We start from the raw sequence: 15,835 nt of genomic DNA on the forward strand, positions 1-15,835 counted from the left end.
GCGGGCGCGGCATGGCGCATGACCTTTGCAGCACCGCGCGTGTTGTGCGCACGCTCGCGGTGACGGCAACGCTTGTTCGCGGCGCCGACCTCGGCTAGCCTCTTTGCAGAGCCTTCCTCCTTCCTTCCTCTCATTTCACCGCTGCGAACCTGACTTGACGCGATACCGTCCGATCTTTCTTAGCGGTGCGGCGCTGCAGTCCCTGCGCCGGCGCTTCCCGCCATTGAACGTGGCGGCGGCGGCGTGGCTGGCCGTCACCTGGGCGTTCGCGACCTTCCAGCTCGATGCCGAACGTGAGCGCCTGCTTCAGAGCGCGGCCATACGTACCAGCGCGGAGGCGCGGGCCTTCGGCGTCTACTCGAATTCCAGCATCCTGCGCCTGTCCGAATTCCTGCTCGACCTGCGCGCCAGCTGGGCGGCCGGCCCCGGCGTATTTGTCCAGGTGGTGCGCGAGCGGCAGAACCTGGTAAGCGACTTGTCCTTCCAGGTGTCGGTGATCGACCGGCAGGGGCTGCTGCTCTATTCATCCATGGCGCCAGTCACCGGCCGGGTGGACCTGAGCGACCGCGAGCACTTCCGCGTGCATCGGGACGCCGGCGGGCGTGACGAACTGCATATCAGCGACCCGGTGAAGGGCAAGGTGTCGGGCAAGTGGTCGATCCAGTTCACCCGGCCGATCTTGCGCGACGGCGCCTTCGACGGTGTCATCGTGGTCTCGGTCAGCCCCGAGCAGTTCGCCGGCTTCGCGCAGACCTTGAGCATCCGCCAGGACGAGGTGGCTGCCATCATCAAGAATTCGGGCCAGGTGCTGGCCCGGGCGCCGGCCATCGAGGGCAGCTATTCCAGGCCGGTGCGGGGCCGGCCGTTCTCTGCCAGCGATGCGCCGCTGGCGGGCAACTACCGGGCCGTATCCGGGTCGGAGGGCGTGGAACGGATCTTCGGCTACTACCGTGCGCCCGAGTTCGGCCTGAATTTCGTCGTGGGCCAGTCCATCGAAGCGGTGCTGGCACCCTACCGCGTCTATCGCCGCGTGGCGCTGGCGGGCGCGCTGGCCTCGACGCTGCTGCTGGCCCTGCTGTACTGGAGCCTGCGCCGCTCCATGGCGGAGCGCCGGCGCCACCTCGAGGAGATGCGGCTGGCGTCGCTGGTCTACGCCTCGAGCAGCGAGGCCATGGTGGTGACCGCGCTCGACGGCTCCATCGTCGACGTCAATCCCGCCTTTGCCTCGGCCACCGGCTATGCCGCCGCCGAGGTCAAGGGCCAGCCCGGCCGCATCCTGGCCGGCGCCGGCAACGATGCCGGCATGCTGGAGCGCCTGCGCGAGACGGTCGCGGCGCGCGGGCGCTGGAGCGGCGAGGTGGCGATCCGCCGCAAGGATGGCAGCGAGTTTCCGGCCTACCTGGCCATCGACACCTTCCTGGCCCATGCCGAGGGCGAGCGCCGCCGCGTGGCCCTGATCCATGACATGACCGACAAGCGCCATGCCGAGGAGGTGATCCGGCACCAGGCGAACTTCGATGCGCTGACCGACCTGCCGAACCGCCGGCTGTTCTTCGAGCGGCTCGAGCAGGAGATCCGCCAGGCGCGCCAGGCACGCGAGGCGCTAGCGCTGCTGTTCATCGACCTGGACCGCTTCAAGGAGGTCAACGATACCCTCGGGCACGACCACGGCGACCTGCTGCTGCAGGAGGCCGCGCGCCGCATCGCGCAGGCGGTGCGGGCGAGTGACACGGTGGCGCGCCTCGGCGGCGACGAGTTCACCGTGATCCTGCCCAACGTGAGCGATCCGGCCGTGGTCGATCGCATTGCCCAGGCGATCCTGGAGCGCATTGCCGCGCCCTATCCGCTGGCGGGCGAACTGGTGATGGTCTCGGCCAGCATCGGCGTGGCCACCTATCCGCGCGATGGCGAGAGCGCCGAGACCCTGGTGGTGCGCGCCGACCAGGCCATGTTCGCCGCCAAGGCCGAGGGCCGCAACCGCTGGAAGGTCTTTACGCGCGCGCTGCTGCAGGCGGAGAAAGAGCGCCTGCGCGTGACCGGCGACCTGCGCGTGGCGCTGGCGGAGAAGCAGTTCCTGCTGCACTACCAGCCCGTCGTCGACCTGCGCACCGGCAGGGTCTGCAAGGCCGAGGCGCTGATCCGCTGGAACCATCCGCTGCGCGGGCCGATCGAGCCGGCCGATTTCATTCCCGTGGCCGAGGAGACCGGGCTCATCATCGAGATCGGCCAATGGGTGCTGGGGCAGGCGCTGGACCAGCTGCCGCGCTGGCAGGCGCTGCTGGGGCGCGGCTTCCAGATCTCGGTGAACAAGTCGCCGGTGGAGTTCCTCGCGCCGCCCGGCGCGCCCGATACCTGGTCCGACATGATCGCGCAGCGGCAGGTGCCGGTCGGCGGCCTCGTCATCGAGATCACCGAGGGCTCGCTGATGTCCCAGGATGCCGATGTCATGGACCAGCTCTCGCGCTTCCAGGCGGCGGGCATCGAGATCGCCCTCGATGATTTCGGTACCGGCTACTCCTCGCTGTCCTACCTGCGCCGGCTCGACATCGACTACATCAAGATCGACAAGTCATTCGTGCGCGCGCTGACGCGCGGGCCGGACGACGTGGCGCTGTGCCGCGCCATCATCGGCATGGCGCACGCGCTGCGCATCCGCGTGATCGCCGAGGGCATCGAGACCGCGCAGCAGCGCGACATCCTGCTGGCGGCGGGCTGCGACTACGGACAGGGCAATTACTTCTGCCCGCCGGTCGAGGTGGGCACCTTCGAGGCCTTCGCCGCTGCGCTGACCTGATGGCCTGACCTGATGGCCTGACCTGATGGCCTGATTCGACGGCCTGATTCGATCGCCTGATGGGATGGTCCGGGCTCGCTTGGTCTGACCCGGTCCGACCTGGCCTGACCTGCCGCGGACCATTCGCGCCGGCCCGGCCATGGGGTGGGCATCTATTGCCATACCCCCGACATCCCCTGCGAAAATTCTCACTCTACCCTCCTGCCGGAGGGTTCGGAAGCGTTGCGACGCAGCATCGGTTCCGCACAGAATGTGCGCAACAAGAGAGGCGTTACCCGGGCCGGAAGGCCGTGATGTCTTGGCCGTATGCTTGCGCGCGACTTTGACCACGACACGACCACGACACGACCATGAGCCTGCTTGAGTGCCGCAGCAGCATCATCCCGGACCTGGCGGATCTTCTGCCCGATGCCGTCTTCCTGGTGGAAGAGACCGGCCGCATCGCGTACGTCAGCGCCGCCAGCAGGACGGTGCTCGGTTATGAGCCGGCGGAACTGGTCGGCCAGCGCGTGATCGACCTGGTGGTGGCGCGCGACCGCGACAAGACGCGCCGCGAGGCCGGCGAGGTGATGGCGGGCAAGCTGCGCGTGGGCTTCGAGAACTGCTATGCGCACAAGCGCGGCGGCGATGTCCATCTGTCATGGTCGGCCCGCTGGCTGGAGGCGGACCGCCTACGCTTGGGCGTGGCGCGCGATATCAGCGCGCTGCGGCGCGCCGGGCCGCTGGAGCGGCTCGGGCGGTTGGCCGAGGGCAAGCCCTTGGCGCCGCGCGAGCGGGAGATCCTGGCCTTGCTGCTCACGGAGGCCACCGAGAAGCAGATCGCCGACCAGCTCGGCCTGGCGTTCTCGACCACGCATTCGTATATCACCGCCATCTTCCGCAAGTTCGGTGTGCGGGGACGCGCGGGGCTGATGAGTCTGTGGCTGCAGCAGGACGCGGCCGTATCGTAGTGGCCGCAGTGTGCGCAGTGTGCGCAGTGTCAGTCGTGTGCGCAGTGTCCGTGGTGCCAGGCTTGCCGGCGGGCGCCGCCGTGCCGCCGTGGCACATGCAGAGGAGGGAGGCCGCGCCGCGGCGTTCCCGTCAACGAAACAACCGCAGCCAGATCAGGGAGGGGAGATTGGAAAGCATTGTGCCGTCTCGACTGGCGACGTGGTTGGCGGGCGCTCCGCAGCGCTCGCGTTGCCGGCGGCTTCCCGGCCATCGCCTAGAACGAGGTGGTGAGGCGGCTGAGCTGCGCTTCGATACCCATGAACAGGTGGCCCAGCACGCGCCAGGCCAGTTCCTTGTCCTGCGCATCGTCGCGGCCGAAGGCCAATTGGAAACTGCCGTCCGAGTCGATCGTCATGGCGCCGTGCTGGTTGAGGTAGACCGTGAGCACGACCGCCTTCTGCAGGTCGCCTTCGCCCAGCTTGCGCAGCCACGAGAACGTGACGATGGAGACGAAGCGGCTGTTGACGAAGCCGTAGGACGTGTCGATCAGCACCGTGCCGTACACCGTCTGCAGCGCGAAGCAGCGGAAGCTGTCCGCTTCGAAGTCCTGCCCGGGCTGCGCCACGGCAGCCAGTTCGGGGTCGGCGAGCGCCTTCTCGAGGAAGTCCTTGAACTGCTCGGCGTATTGATTCAACAGGACAGCCGTCCTGGCATTCGCGTGCGCCGCTTGTCGGCTGTCCAACCGGTAAGGAACCATCTTCCGTTTTCAAGGCAATGTGTGACAGGGCTGCATTCTCGTGTCGAGCTGCACAAGACACATCCCCACCTTGGTGTGAATTGGAACCGCCGGGTGGCATCGCGGGCCTGGCCGGCCATCGTGCCCGAACCGCGCGCGGCTGTCGCCCCTCTGATTAGTGGGGTGTGGGTGGACCCCGCCTACGCTATGCTCGGTCGCCGGCTGCGGTCGACGCCCGCGGCGGCCCTGCGCCATTCTGGTGCGGCGTGGCGGGCGGGCTCGGCACGCCTGGCGTGGCGTTGGGGGAGCCCCCATTTGGGGGCTGCGCAATGTGCGAGCCGTGGCAACAATGCCAGCAATGTCATAAATTCAAGACAGGATCGGCGCGCCGTGCCGGGGATACGTGGGGCATGCGCGGGGCGGCCGCGCGTAGGTTGCCAAGGCGAAAGGTGCCAAGGCGAAAGGTGCCAAGGCGAAAGGTGCCAAGCGAAGGTATCGGATGTCATGAACAAGAACAAGAACGAACCGTGGCTCGCGGCCGAGGTGTTCCGCCAGGCCGTGGCGGCCCTGCCGCTGGTTTCCATCGACCTGCTGGTCGAGGACCATCTGGGCCGCTTCCTGCTGGGCCGCCGCAGCAATCCGCCGGCCCAGGGCAGCTGGTTCGTGCCGGGCGGACGCATCCGCAAGGGCGAGCGTAGGCTGGAGGCGCTGCGGCGCCTGCTGCAGGAGGAACTGGGCCTGGCACCGGACGCGGTGCCGGCGCAGGAGTTGGAATTCCGCGGCGTCTACGAGCACTTCTACGACATTAACTTTGCCGGCGAGGCCGGTAATCCGACGCATTACGTGGTGCTGGCCTATGCCTTGCGCTGGCCGGGCGGGGATGCCGCGCTGCCGCTGGCGCAGCATGGCGCCTATCGCTGGCTGACCGCAGAGCAGGTGCTGGCGGATGACGGTGTGCATGCGTATGTGAAGGCGTATTTCGCGGAGCCGGGCGCGTCGGACCAGCCGGGTTGATTGGTCGAGCAGGTCGATCAGGTCAGCTGGGTTTGTCAGCTTGGTCGGGCTGGTCGCCGTGCCGGGTAGTCCAAGCGGGCTATGGTGCCTGCGGAGCACTTGCGCAATCATGCAGGGGCTCGCGGCCATGCCGCCCGACGATGACAGGCGCCGATCCCGGCGGCGGCAAGGCCGCGCGCCGGGATGAAAGGACAAGGAGGAGGGAGGGGCGGCAAGCGCGAGTGCGAGGGAGTACCCGCGCGTGGGAGAGCCGGCGATGACCGGCGCGCCAGGTGGAGACAACAAGCAGCAACAAGCAGGAAGGTGGAAGGAAAAGCCCGGCAGCATGTCGACCGCGTCAGAACACAGCCTGGACAAAGGCGGGACAAAGTCGAAATGAAGTCAGGGGGAGCGAAAGTCAAGCTCGGGACCAGCGGTCCGACGCAGCAGCGCGGGGCTGGTGTCCTGATTCTTGCATTCGTTGAAGCACTTGGTCTGTCGAGAGGACGTGCGAGGCTGGGAACGAAGCGCAGCAAGGCTGGAGCCTTGCGAGCGCATCGTGACGATGCATCGCATGGCCCGATCGACGGACTCGGGGCGGATTGTGTCAACGGATTCGGGATTCAGGACACCAGGTAAAGCTGCTGTAGAAGAGGCCGCGGTCCACAAGAAGTTGGGAACTGCATAAAAGAGAAAAGAGGCTACGGGACGCTGGCCGACAGCGCTCGAATGAGGGTCATGCAAAGGTTGGGTCGCATGCAGCAAAATCAATTTCCGGTGTTTAGCCGTGCGGAGCTAGACAGCGCATTTGCATCATTCACGGGGATGGAAGGTGGTAACCCAGAGGCTGCCCTATGGGTGTGCGATGGCGCGCCCCTGTCCACCGGTATGCCATTGGCGGATACCTTCCAGTCGCGCCTGACAGCGCCGGCGTGGGACGCGGAATTCCGACAGCGTCACGCGCGGACGATGTCGCGCTGGCAGACGCATTACCGTATCGCGCGCGTCATGGCGGCGGCACGGGCGTCGACGTTGCCACCGGGGCGCAGCCCGATCGACGCGCAGGAGTATTTCGCGCGCCATCTTTATGCGCCGCATGGCTGGGATTTCAAGCTGAATCTCTATCCCTTGCCGGATCGGCCGGACGCCGCGCAGCCCTGGACCAGGACCTTCGGCGAGCAGCCGGAGTTGCGTTCCAAGGCGGCATACGTGCGCCTGTGCCGCGAGGGCGGACGTTTCCGCTTCCTGGGCGCGCTGCGCCGCAAGTACCAGCCGCGCGTGCTGCTCTGCCTGGGTGAGCGCTACCAGCGCGATTACCTGCGCGCCTTCGGCTTCTGGGGCATCCTGCCGCAGGAGGCCATCCTGCAGCCGGCCGACAGGCCGTGGCGATTGCAGGTCTACCAGCACGAGGGGACGGCACTGGTGCTGACGCCGTCCTTCGGCGGCGCCAATGGCCTGAGTTCCGATGTGCTGCTCGACGCGCTGGGCACCATGCTGTCGCAGTGGATGCGTGCGGAGGACTTCCCGGCCTGCCGGGGCGTGACCCTGGACGCCGCTGCCGCCTCCGGCACCACGGCGCTCGATCGGCTGGTGGTCAGGACCGCATCGCACGGCCACAGCGCGGCGCGCGCCCTTCCGCTGGCCGTGGCCTGAGCCGGCGCGGCGCCGCCGGGCGCTGCCGGGTGCAGGGGTGGGGCGCGGACGGTGTGCGGGCTCGAGCGAGCTCGCACACCGTCCGCGCCTGTCTGGCATTCCTCCGTCGGGGTGGGCGGCCTCTTCTGTGGCCTATCCTGCGGCCCCTTCAGTGGCTTCTTCGGTAGCGGCTGCCTTGGCAGCCGCGTTCCCCGCTCGGGGCGCCGGCGCTCACGGCGTGCCGGTGCCGGCCGCCGCCACCAGGCAATCGGACAGCTTGTCGAAATAGCGCAGCGCGTCCTGTGTCAGCTCGACCTGCTTGCGTCGCGCATCTTCCGTATCGCTCAGGGTCACCCAGCCTTTGTGCCGCATCGACTTCAGCCGTGTATGCACGGTGGCCGGCGAGCCCAGTCCCGCCGTGGCCATGATGTCGCGCACGGACAGGCGCGTGCGCTGCTGCTGCGCGCGCGCGACCTGCGAGAGGATGCGTTCCTCCAGCGGATCCAGCGCCGGCAGCGAGGGCAGGCTGCGCAGCGTGTCGGCGAGCTGGAGGAAGCGGAGGTAGATGTCTGCTGGTCGGGTCAAGATGTCGTCGTCCTTATCGGCCACCGACACGGCAATCCGCTGCGTGCGCTTGGCCTGCATCCGGGCTGCATTGCCTGCATGCAGGAAGGTGGCTGGCCAGTCGACTTGCGCGGGCGGGCCGCATTCTACGTCATCGTGCGTAAGGTTCAGAGGCGTGCTGCTGATGCACTGATGCGCCCGCGCGAGGGCATCGCCTCGGGCGGCTTCGTCAGCGTGCCGGCGCCGCGCGGTCGCCTGTTGTGACGCCGGGCATGTCGCCTCGACTGGCGGCCAGGCAGGACTCAGGCCGCCTTGAGCAGCAGCGCATAGTCGTCTAACGGCTGGAGGGCCGGTTCGGTGGACAGGTCCAGGTCCGTTGCGTCGAGCGAACGTGCCAGGTAGCGGCCCAGGGCTTCGAGCAGGACGTTCGAGCTCAGGCCGCTGACGCCGGCCAGCGGCGGCGCCAGCACCAGCGTGGTGCCTTCATGGCGGTACACGCGCAGCGATCGGGCCTGGTCGGCCGGCTGGATGACCGCATCTTCACCGCTGACGCCGTGGAAGCCGAACGCCTGCAGGAACAGCTCCGGCACGCGCGAGCCGGTGCAGACCACCAGCTTGGGGCGCATCCGCCGGCGCAGGGCCGCGATGAAGCGGAAGCGGGCGCCTTGGCTGCACAGGTCCCGGTAGCGCTGGCGCGGCGAGAGCGGGACGCACTGCTGGTAGGCGTCCCACAGTGCCTTGTGGTTGCCGCGGGCCGGCAGCGGGAACAGGCTGAGGCAGAATGCGTTGCCTTGCTCGGCGTAGAGATCGCGGAAGAAGTAGTCGACGGGATCGATGGCGCCGGTGGGAAGCTCGCGCACCACCTCGGTGGCCGCCGCCAGGATGCGCGCGATTTTCTGGTGGTTCTGCCATTGCGGCAGCCGCTCGCGGTTCTCCCTGAGGAAGGCCGCATTCCATGCCTGCGGATGCTGCGGCGCGCGGTACGGCGGCACGAAAGCCGGCGGCAGGTTGTGGGGGGATTCCTCGCAGAACCAGACCGCGGCTGCGGTGTTGCCGGTCATGCCAACGAATGAGGCGAAATACGCCTCCAGATCTTCCTTCGTCACACCATTCTCCTTGGCCTTCCTGCCCGCATCGCCTTGGGGCTGGCACCTGGCCTTTTTGTTCTTCCCGATGTCGCCTCCATCGCATCGTGTCCACGGACCGCGCATGGATGGAGTGCATGCTTAAATTTCGATAAATCTGTTATAAAAATTATAACACTCAAGTTGGCAGATTATGGCGTGTGGATGCCAGCTCCCGCAGCATCGTAGGGGCAGGTGGAAGGATCGAGGGCAATCCTGCCAAGCGGTTGGCGCTGTCGCACCACCGGCGGGCAGGGCGCGCTACGCAGGCGAGCCTGGGGGCTGGTGCCGTGCCGGGCGGGACGGGAAGCAGGACGTCCGCGTCCGCGCAGTCCGTGCCTTGACTGCACGGCGCACGTCAGGGCCGGTGCAGGGCTGGCGCGCGATGCGCCGCGCAATCAGGGCGGCGCAATAAGAGCGGAGCAACAAGCCGAGCAACAAGCCGAGCAATAAGCCGCGCGGTACGCGGCGCAGGATCGTGGTGCAGGACTCCGCCTGCGCGGATCAAGGGCCGAGGATCAAGGACCAGGGATCAAGAGCGGCAGCGCGCCTGCACCGTATGCTCGAGTTCCTCGCGTTCCTGCCGGCTGGCTGCGTCGGTGAGCGACCGGCCGTCCGGCATCACCAGCGAATGGCCCGTGCCATGCGGCGCGGCGGCGCTGCCGTGGGCGAGCCGGGCGCGCAGGCTTTCGCAGGTGGCATCGGAGAGGGGAGGCGGCTCGCGCAGCGCGGCAGGCGAGGTCTCCGGCGCGCTCGGCGGGTGCGGGGCGTAGCCCGCGCCGCCGCGTACGATGGCCTCGGCGATCGCGCCATCGATGGCGTGCGCGGAGTCGTCCGCGTACGCCAGTCCGGCTGCCATGCACAACATGCCCAGGATTACCGGTGCGTGCTTCATCTGGCCCTCCACAGAGTCGGGTCCGCCATGGCGACGGACGGGCGGCGCTTGCCGCGCGGCACAGTGAATCGAGTGTAGTGCATCGGTGTCGCGCGCGGAAATGCCGCGAAGTAGGGGGGGCGAGGGCGGAAGGCGCGTGTGCTGGCTGGCGGTGCGCCGGCCGTGCGGCCGTGGCGGCACTCGCCGGCTGGCCCGGCACGGTCCTCAAGTCTGTTCCGGTTTTGCCGTTAGACATAGTGCGCGGCCTGGCGGCTGCGCGTGCTTGGACACTTTCCTTGTGCCCGCAGTGATGCGGGCACTGTTTTTTTGTGCGCCGCTTCCGTACAGCGGTATCGCGGCGCCGCCGTGTCTCCGGGCCGCCCGCTGGCACGAGGCGCCTCCTGGCAGTGGCGCATTTCCCATCCCCTGGGGCGAGGCCTGGTATGCGCTGCCGGCGCAGGCGCCATGCTACATTACGCGGATTCGACGCACGGGGCGGATGGTTCCACGCGGGAGACCGCAGGAAGCGGGCTCGGGGAACACGGGCGCGGGGCACAGTTATGGAGGGCTTGCGATGATGGACCGGCCACGGTTGAGCGTGTGCATCGCTACCTATCGGCGCGCTGCCTTGCTCGATGCCCTGCTCGGGGATCTGGCCGCCCAGACGCATGCGCCGCAGCAGATCGTGGTGGTGGACAACGATCCGCTCGGCAGCGCCGCCGACGTGGTGGCGGCCTGGCAGCGCCGCTGGCCCGAAGTTGCCTGGGTCTATCAGATCCAGCCCCAGAAGAATATCTCCCTCACGCGCAATTGCGCCGTCGCCCTGGCCGATGGCGCCTGGCTTGCCTTCATCGACGACGATGAACGTGCCCCGCCGCGCTGGCTCGAGGCGCTGGAGGCGGCGCGCGACCAGTACCAGGCCGACGGCATCCTGGCGCCGGTGGTGCCCGAGCTGCCGCCGCACGCGCCGGCCTGGGTGCGGCGCGGCAAGCTCTACGACGATCCGCATATGGCGAGCGGCACCATCGTGCCGCACAACGTGATGCGCATCGGCAATGCGCTGCTGGCGGCCGCCTGGCTGAAGCGCATCGACCCGGTCTTCGACCCGGCGTTCGGCCTGACCGGCGGGGAAGACGGCGATATGCTGATGCGCCTGGTCAATGGTGGCGCACGCATCGTCTGGTCGGAGGAGGCGGCGGTGACCGAACCGGTGGCCGACGCGCGCATGCAGGTGGATTGGATCCTGAAGCGCGCCATGCGCGGCGGCCAGGATTTCGCCCGGCACTTCCGCGCCGGCAAGCTGGGCGGCCGGCCGGGTGCCTTGCGCAGCCTGCTGTTCTATGCCCGCGCCGGCGCGCAGGCCGCCCTCTCCGCGGGTTTGGCCTTGCTCACGCTGCCCTTCGGCCGCCATCATGCTGTCTACTGGCTCGCGCGCTGCAGCGCCAACGTGGGCAAGCTGTCGGTGCTGGGCGGTTGGCACTATCGTGAGTATGCGTAGCGGTGTATGCGTGCGCATGTGCGTAGCCCGTCGGTGCCCGACTCCCTTTTGAACCGTTCCCCATGACGCTGACGCTCCTGGTCCCGCTGTTGCTCCATGCCCTGCTCGCATGCCTTGCCCTGCCGGTGACGCTGGCGACGGTCTACCTGGGCACGCTGACCCTGCTGTCGGCCCGGCTCGCGCGCCCGCAGCCGCGCCGGCGCAGCCTGCGCTTCGATGTCCTGGTGCCCGCGCATGACGAGGCGGCCGTGATCGAGCGCACGGTACGCAGCCTGGTCGCGCTGGATTGGCCGCGCGAAGGCTTCCGCGTGATGGTGATCGCCGACAACTGCACCGACACCACCGCGCAGCTGGCCCGCGATGCCGGCGCGTGGGTGATCGAGCGCAGCGATGACGTGCGGCGCGGCAAGGGTTATGCGCTGGAGTTCGGTATTGCGCGCAGCGCCGCGGATGGCGTGGCGGATGCGGTGGTGGTGGTCGATGCCGACACCGTCGTGACGCCCAATCTGCTGGCGGCCTGCGCGGCGCGCATCGAGGCCGGGGCCGAAGCGCTGCAGGTACGTTATGGCGTGCTCAATCCCGACGATTCGGTCCGCACGCGCCTGATCACGATTGCCTACGCCGCCTTCCACGATGTCCGCTCGCGCGCGCGCGAGCGCCTGCGCGCCTCCTGCGGCTTGCGCGGCAACGGCATGTGCCTGACGCACGCGCTGCTGCGCCGGCATCCGTTCCAGGTGTATTCGCTGGTCGAGGATCTCGAGTACGGGATCCTGCTGGGCCTGGCGGGCGTGCGCGTGGGCTATGTGGACGAGGCCAGCGCGGATGCGGAGCTGATCAGCGGCGGCCGTGCCGCGACGACCCAGCGCCAGCGCTGGGAGGGCGGCCGCCTGGCCGTGGTCCGTGCCTATACCGGACGCCTGCTCGCCGATGCCTTGCGCCGCCGCAGCTGGATCTCCCTCGAACTGGCCTTCGATCTGCTGACCCTGCCGCTCGGCTATATCGGCCTGCAGATCGTGCTGCTGCTGGGCGCCAGCGTGGCCGTCCAGCTCTGGCTGCCGGGTGCCGGCTTCTATCGCTGGAGCGTGCTGGCCGTCGCGCTGCTGGCCGTGCTGACGCTGCATGTGCTGCGCGGCTGGCAGTTGTCGGGCCTGGGCGCGCGTGCGCTGTGGGACCTGCTGCGCGCGCCGGCCTTCATTCTCTGGAAGCTGTGGGCGCTGCTCAGGCATCGCGGCAATGCCCGCTGGATCAAGACCGACCGGGAGTCCCGATGAGCACCGCGCGTTTGCCGGCGCTGCCGCTGGCCAAGCTGTTCGGCAGTTCGGTGGTCGACCAGGCGCTGCTGTCGGCGGCCAACTTCGCCGCGGGGCTGAGCCTGATCCGCTATGCGTCCGAGGTGCAGTACGGCTACTACATCCTCGCCTTCAACACGATGATGCTGCTGACGACGCTGCAGGGCACCTTCATCGGTACGCCGCTGGTGATCCGGCTGCCGGGGCTGTCGGAGGTTGAGCGGCGCCAATGGCTGGGCAGCTTGTGGCGCGACCAGCGCCGCCTGGGCATCGCCGCCGGCCTGCTGGCGCTGCTGGTGGCGGGCGGGCTGTGGGCCTGGGGCCGGCTCGAACAGCCGATCCTGCTGTTCGTGGCGATCCCCTTCGTGCTGGCGGCGCTGTACCGCGAGTATTTCCGCGGCGTGCTGATGATGTATCACCGGCCGCACGCCGTGCTGCTGGCCGATACCTGCTATGTGGCGGTGCTGCTGGCGGGATGCTGGCTGGCCATCCACTCGCCGTTCGCGGCCGCCATCGTGCTGGTGGCGTCGACGGTCGGCGCTATCCTGAGCGGGCGTGGCCTGGGTGCCCATCTCGGCGACGAGATCGATTGGTCGAGCCGCGGCGGGCGCCTGTACGAGATCGCGCGCGTCGGTTTCTGGGCCGCGTCGGGCGGTGTCATCTACTGGTGCTTCAACCAGGGCTACAACATGGTGGCCGCGGCGACGCTGGACCTGGCCGCGGTGGCCGCGCTGGGCGCCTCGCGCCTGATCATGATGCCGGTCAACCTGCTGTCCGCCGGGGTGCAGCGCCAGCTCACGCCGCTGGCTTCTTCCTGGCTGTACGAGCACGGCGCGCGCCGGACCCTGCGCCGCCTGCTGGCGTTCTCCGCCGGCATCGGGGCGCTGACGGTTGTCTATGCCGGCCTGGCCTGGCTGATGCGCGACTGGATCTTCCTGAGCCTGATGCACAAGGACTTCCCCCAGCGCGACATGCTGCTGCTGCTGTGGAGCGTGCTGTTCCTGCTGATGGTGATGCGCGAGCCGCCCACGCTGGTGGTGGTGCTGCGCCAGCGCTTCCGGCTGCTGACCATGACCACGCTGGTCTGCGCGGTCCTGTCCCTGGCGTGCAGCTATCTCGGCATGCTGCGGCTGGGCCCGATGGGCGCGGTGATCGGCATCCTGGTGGGTGAGGTCGGTTGCTGCGTGGCGGTCGGCGTGCTGGCCTGGCGCGAGGTACGTGCCGATGCGCGTGCCAACGCAGGTGCCGACGTGCGTGATGGAGGCGGACGATGAGTGCGGCAGCCGGTACGGCGGCGGGCGTGGCGGCCAAGGAGGCCGCGCGCGCGGACAAGGCCATGGTGTCGATCCAGTACCTGCGCGCGATCGCCGCGCTGATGGTGGTGCTGCTGCACCTGGGCGTGCAATGGCAGCGCCTGGGTTACCAGGGCGCGTGGCCGGGATGGCTTGCCGGCGGCGTGGACGTGTTCTTCGTGATCAGCGGCTTCATCATGTGGACCACGACGGCGGCCCGGCCGACCACTCCCACCGATTTCTACGTGCGCCGCATCGTCAGGATCGTGCCGCTCTACTGGCTGCTGACGGTCTTGACCGTGACCATCATGCTGGTTGCCCCGCAGGCGGTCCAGAGTTCGCGCTACGACGGCTGGCACACGGTGGCCTCGTTCCTGTTCCTGCCTTCGGTGAATGCCGGCACCGGCCAGATCGAACCCGTGGTGATTCCGGGCTGGACCTTGAACTACGAGATGTTCTTCTACCTGCTGTTCGGCCTGACCCTGCGCTGGCGCGAGGGCTGGCGCCTGGCGGCCAGCGCGCTGGCACTGGGCGCGCCGGTGCTGTGGCAGGCCTGGACCGGGAAGGCCGGCGGCATCTGGCTGTTCTACACCTCGGATATCGTGCTGGAGTTCGTGCTCGGCATGGCGCTCGGCTGTGCCTACGCGCACGGCCGCCTGAATCCCGGACGTGCCGCCGGCTGGTGCCTGCTCGCGGGCGGCGGTGTGGCGCTGGCGGTGTGCGGTGGTCTCGGCATGTCGCGCCTGCTCACCATGGGGCTGCCGGCCGCCGCCATCCTGGCTGGCGCGCTGGCGCTGGAACGCGCGCGCGCCGTGCCGCAGTGGCCGTGGCTGCAGCGGCTCGGCGATGCGTCCTACTCGCTCTACCTGCTGCATCCCATGGTGCTGTCGGCCACGGTGCAGCTCTGGCGCCGCGGTGGCTGGGTGAACGGGCTCGGCGCGCAGCTGGCCTATTCGGCCCTGGCGCTGGCGGCGGTGATCGTGGCCGCGCTGATCTGCTACCGGGGGCTCGAGCAGCCGCTCACGCGGATCTTGAGCCGGCGCCTGCGGCCTGTCACGCGAACCCGCCCAGCCGGTCCTTGAGCAGGCGCAGCAGGCGCTTGTGGCGGCGTGTGCGCAGGCGCTCGGAAGACCAGTCGACCAGGCTGTCGTGCACATCGTAGTGGCCACGCTGCTCGGCGGGCACGTGGCCGCTCTCGACCGCCTCGACCAGGCGGGGCAGTCCGCCATAGAAGTTGGGGCCGCGATACGGCGGGTGCAGTGACCAGAGCCCTGGCGCCGCGCCCAGCATGTCGACGCGGTACAGGCCGCGCTCGCGCAGGATCCTGCCGAGCAGGCGTTCCGCCTCGATGACGTCCGGCGGGTTGCCCAGCAGGATGGACTTGAGGCGGCTCCGCGCGTTCGGCCGGTACAGCGGCAGCGTGCCCACGCGCTCGCGCAGGCGTGCCATGTCCATCATGAAGATCCGGGTGCTGACGAACTGGAAGCGATAGGCCGCGTTGCCCGCGACCTGTTCGCGCCGGGGCGGGGTGTCGCCATGGCCGAAGACGGCGAAGTCGGGGCGGGGCGGCCCGGGAAACGGGCCGGTGAGCAGCACGTCGGGATCCGCTTCCATGCAGCGGATCGCATCGTCCATCCAGGTCCGGCTGCCGCCGCCGAACAGCATGTCGCCGTCGAAGTGGGCGACATAGCGCGCCTCGGCATGGTGCAGGCCGTAGAAGTAGGCATAGAACGGACCGCCGTCCCAGGCCTTGGCGGGCATGTCGTCCTGGCCGAAGAAGGCGCGCGCCACCTCGCGCCGCGCCTCGGGGCTGTAGTCGACCTCGATCACGTCCACCTGCCGGCCCGCCCCGCGCAGGCTCAGCGCGAGTTCGCGCAGGGCGCGCAGGTTCTCGTCATAGCGATTGCCGCGGTAGCGGCCCGAGCGGCTGCGGTAGGTGTCGATCGTGACCACGACACGCTCGACCATCGGCGCCCAGACGCGGATCTGGTGCGCGAGCAGGTGCGCGGCATGCGGATAGTCCAGCGGGTAGGTGCTGATCTGGGCGGCGGTCCGGTAGCGGTAGGTCATGCTGGGTTCCCCGGGGTCTCTTTGGCGTTCGGGTGCGTG

Annotated in this window: 13 protein-coding genes; 8 read left to right on the plus strand and 5 right to left on the minus strand. The window is 68.8% G+C overall.

The genetic code is table 11. The annotated features are described in order from the left end of the window. Positions 1 to 154 precede the first annotated feature (154 nt). Together BKK80_RS05705 and BKK80_RS05710 are read left to right on the plus strand one after the other, a co-directional pair. A complete protein-coding gene (locus tag BKK80_RS05705; protein WP_236903726.1) occupies positions 155 to 2,794 on the plus strand; it encodes a bifunctional diguanylate cyclase/phosphodiesterase in 2,640 nt (879 codons plus the stop codon). 350 nt (positions 2,795 to 3,144) lie between these two features. Then, the gene (locus BKK80_RS05710; RefSeq protein WP_071037383.1) at positions 3,145 to 3,744 is read left to right on the plus strand and encodes a PAS and helix-turn-helix domain-containing protein; all 600 of its coding nucleotides are present in this window, start codon (positions 3,145 to 3,147) and stop codon (positions 3,742 to 3,744) included. A 254-nt stretch (positions 3,745 to 3,998) separates the two neighbouring features. Here the strand turns inward: BKK80_RS05710 and BKK80_RS05715 are convergent, their stop codons facing one another. After that, the gene (locus BKK80_RS05715; protein WP_071068717.1) at positions 3,999 to 4,418 is read right to left on the minus strand and encodes a hypothetical protein; all 420 of its coding nucleotides are present in this window, start codon (positions 4,416 to 4,418) and stop codon (positions 3,999 to 4,001) included. A gap of 546 nt (positions 4,419 to 4,964) precedes the next feature. Here BKK80_RS05715 and BKK80_RS05720 point away from each other — a divergent pair. Both BKK80_RS05720 and BKK80_RS05725 read left to right on the plus strand, forming a co-directional pair. Next, positions 4,965 to 5,474 (plus strand): GDP-mannose mannosyl hydrolase, encoded by a 510-nt coding sequence (locus BKK80_RS05720; protein ID WP_071068718.1) that lies wholly within the window; start codon positions 4,965 to 4,967, stop codon positions 5,472 to 5,474. Between the two features lie 948 nt (positions 5,475 to 6,422). Then, complete coding sequence (locus BKK80_RS05725) at positions 6,423 to 7,106, plus strand: hypothetical protein (RefSeq protein ID WP_071011459.1); 684 nt, start codon at positions 6,423 to 6,425, stop codon at positions 7,104 to 7,106. A 210-nt stretch (positions 7,107 to 7,316) separates the two neighbouring features. Here BKK80_RS05725 and BKK80_RS05730 read toward each other — a convergent pair whose 3' ends face one another. The 3 genes from BKK80_RS05730 to BKK80_RS05740 form a co-directional block, all read right to left on the minus strand. Continuing rightward, positions 7,317 to 7,670, minus strand: coding sequence for a LexA family protein (locus tag BKK80_RS05730; protein WP_071016156.1), 354 nt, complete (start codon positions 7,668 to 7,670; stop codon positions 7,317 to 7,319). A gap of 281 nt (positions 7,671 to 7,951) precedes the next feature. Then, positions 7,952 to 8,755, minus strand: a complete 804-nt coding sequence (locus BKK80_RS05735) for a hypothetical protein (protein WP_071037381.1) — start codon at positions 8,753 to 8,755, stop codon at positions 7,952 to 7,954. Positions 8,756 to 9,305: 550 nt separating this feature from the next. Further along, on the minus strand, positions 9,306 to 9,668 hold the full coding sequence (locus BKK80_RS05740) for a hypothetical protein (protein WP_071011462.1): 363 nt from the start codon (positions 9,666 to 9,668) through the stop codon (positions 9,306 to 9,308). Positions 9,669 to 10,221: 553 nt separating this feature from the next. Between BKK80_RS05740 and BKK80_RS05745 the strand changes: the two genes are divergently transcribed. The 4 genes from BKK80_RS05745 (at position 10,222) to BKK80_RS05760 (ending at position 14,808) form a co-directional block, all read left to right on the plus strand. Beyond that, complete coding sequence (locus BKK80_RS05745; RefSeq protein WP_231907989.1) at positions 10,222 to 11,145, plus strand: glycosyltransferase family 2 protein; 924 nt, start codon at positions 10,222 to 10,224, stop codon at positions 11,143 to 11,145. Between the two features lie 62 nt (positions 11,146 to 11,207). Beyond that, positions 11,208 to 12,416, plus strand: coding sequence for a glycosyltransferase family 2 protein (locus BKK80_RS05750; RefSeq protein WP_071037380.1), 1,209 nt, complete (start codon positions 11,208 to 11,210; stop codon positions 12,414 to 12,416). Further along, the gene (locus BKK80_RS05755) at positions 12,413 to 13,708 is read left to right on the plus strand and encodes a lipopolysaccharide biosynthesis protein (protein WP_071068719.1); all 1,296 of its coding nucleotides are present in this window, start codon (positions 12,413 to 12,415) and stop codon (positions 13,706 to 13,708) included. Before BKK80_RS05750 ends, BKK80_RS05755 begins: the two co-directional genes overlap by 4 nt. Then, entirely contained in the window at positions 13,705 to 14,808 is a 1,104-nt protein-coding gene (locus tag BKK80_RS05760) for an acyltransferase family protein (protein ID WP_071068720.1), read from the plus strand. The genes BKK80_RS05755 and BKK80_RS05760 overlap by 4 nt, the downstream gene beginning before the upstream one ends. Here the strand turns inward: BKK80_RS05760 and BKK80_RS05765 are convergent. Continuing rightward, positions 14,780 to 15,796, minus strand: a complete 1,017-nt coding sequence (locus BKK80_RS05765) for a glycosyltransferase family 2 protein (RefSeq protein WP_071068721.1) — start codon at positions 15,794 to 15,796, stop codon at positions 14,780 to 14,782. The genes BKK80_RS05760 and BKK80_RS05765 overlap by 29 nt on opposite strands. Positions 15,797 to 15,835: the final 39 nt, after the last annotated feature.

It is taken from the genome of Cupriavidus malaysiensis, assembly GCF_001854325.1.
GTDB classification, from domain to species: domain Bacteria; phylum Pseudomonadota; class Gammaproteobacteria; order Burkholderiales; family Burkholderiaceae; genus Cupriavidus; species Cupriavidus malaysiensis.

Excerpts from the sequence above, each read along its gene's own strand:
- BKK80_RS05710 (WP_071037383.1), top strand. The coding sequence starts at position 3,145 with ATGAGCCTGCTTGAGTGCCGCAGCAGCATCATCCCGGACCTGGCGGAT.
- BKK80_RS05720 (WP_071068718.1), top strand. The coding sequence starts at position 4,965 with ATGAACAAGAACAAGAACGAACCGTGGCTCGCGGCCGAGGTGTTCCGC.
- BKK80_RS05725 (WP_071011459.1), top strand. The coding sequence starts at position 6,423 with ATGTCGCGCTGGCAGACGCATTACCGTATCGCGCGCGTCATGGCGGCG.
- BKK80_RS05740 (WP_071011462.1), bottom strand. The coding sequence starts at position 9,668 with ATGAAGCACGCACCGGTAATCCTGGGCATGTTGTGCATGGCAGCCGGA.
- BKK80_RS05745 (WP_231907989.1), top strand. The coding sequence starts at position 10,222 with ATGATGGACCGGCCACGGTTGAGCGTGTGCATCGCTACCTATCGGCGC.
- BKK80_RS05750 (WP_071037380.1), top strand. The coding sequence starts at position 11,208 with ATGACGCTGACGCTCCTGGTCCCGCTGTTGCTCCATGCCCTGCTCGCA.
- BKK80_RS05755 (WP_071068719.1), top strand. The coding sequence starts at position 12,413 with ATGAGCACCGCGCGTTTGCCGGCGCTGCCGCTGGCCAAGCTGTTCGGC.
- BKK80_RS05760 (WP_071068720.1), top strand. The coding sequence starts at position 13,705 with ATGAGTGCGGCAGCCGGTACGGCGGCGGGCGTGGCGGCCAAGGAGGCC.
- BKK80_RS05765 (WP_071068721.1), bottom strand. The coding sequence starts at position 15,796 with ATGACCTACCGCTACCGGACCGCCGCCCAGATCAGCACCTACCCGCTG.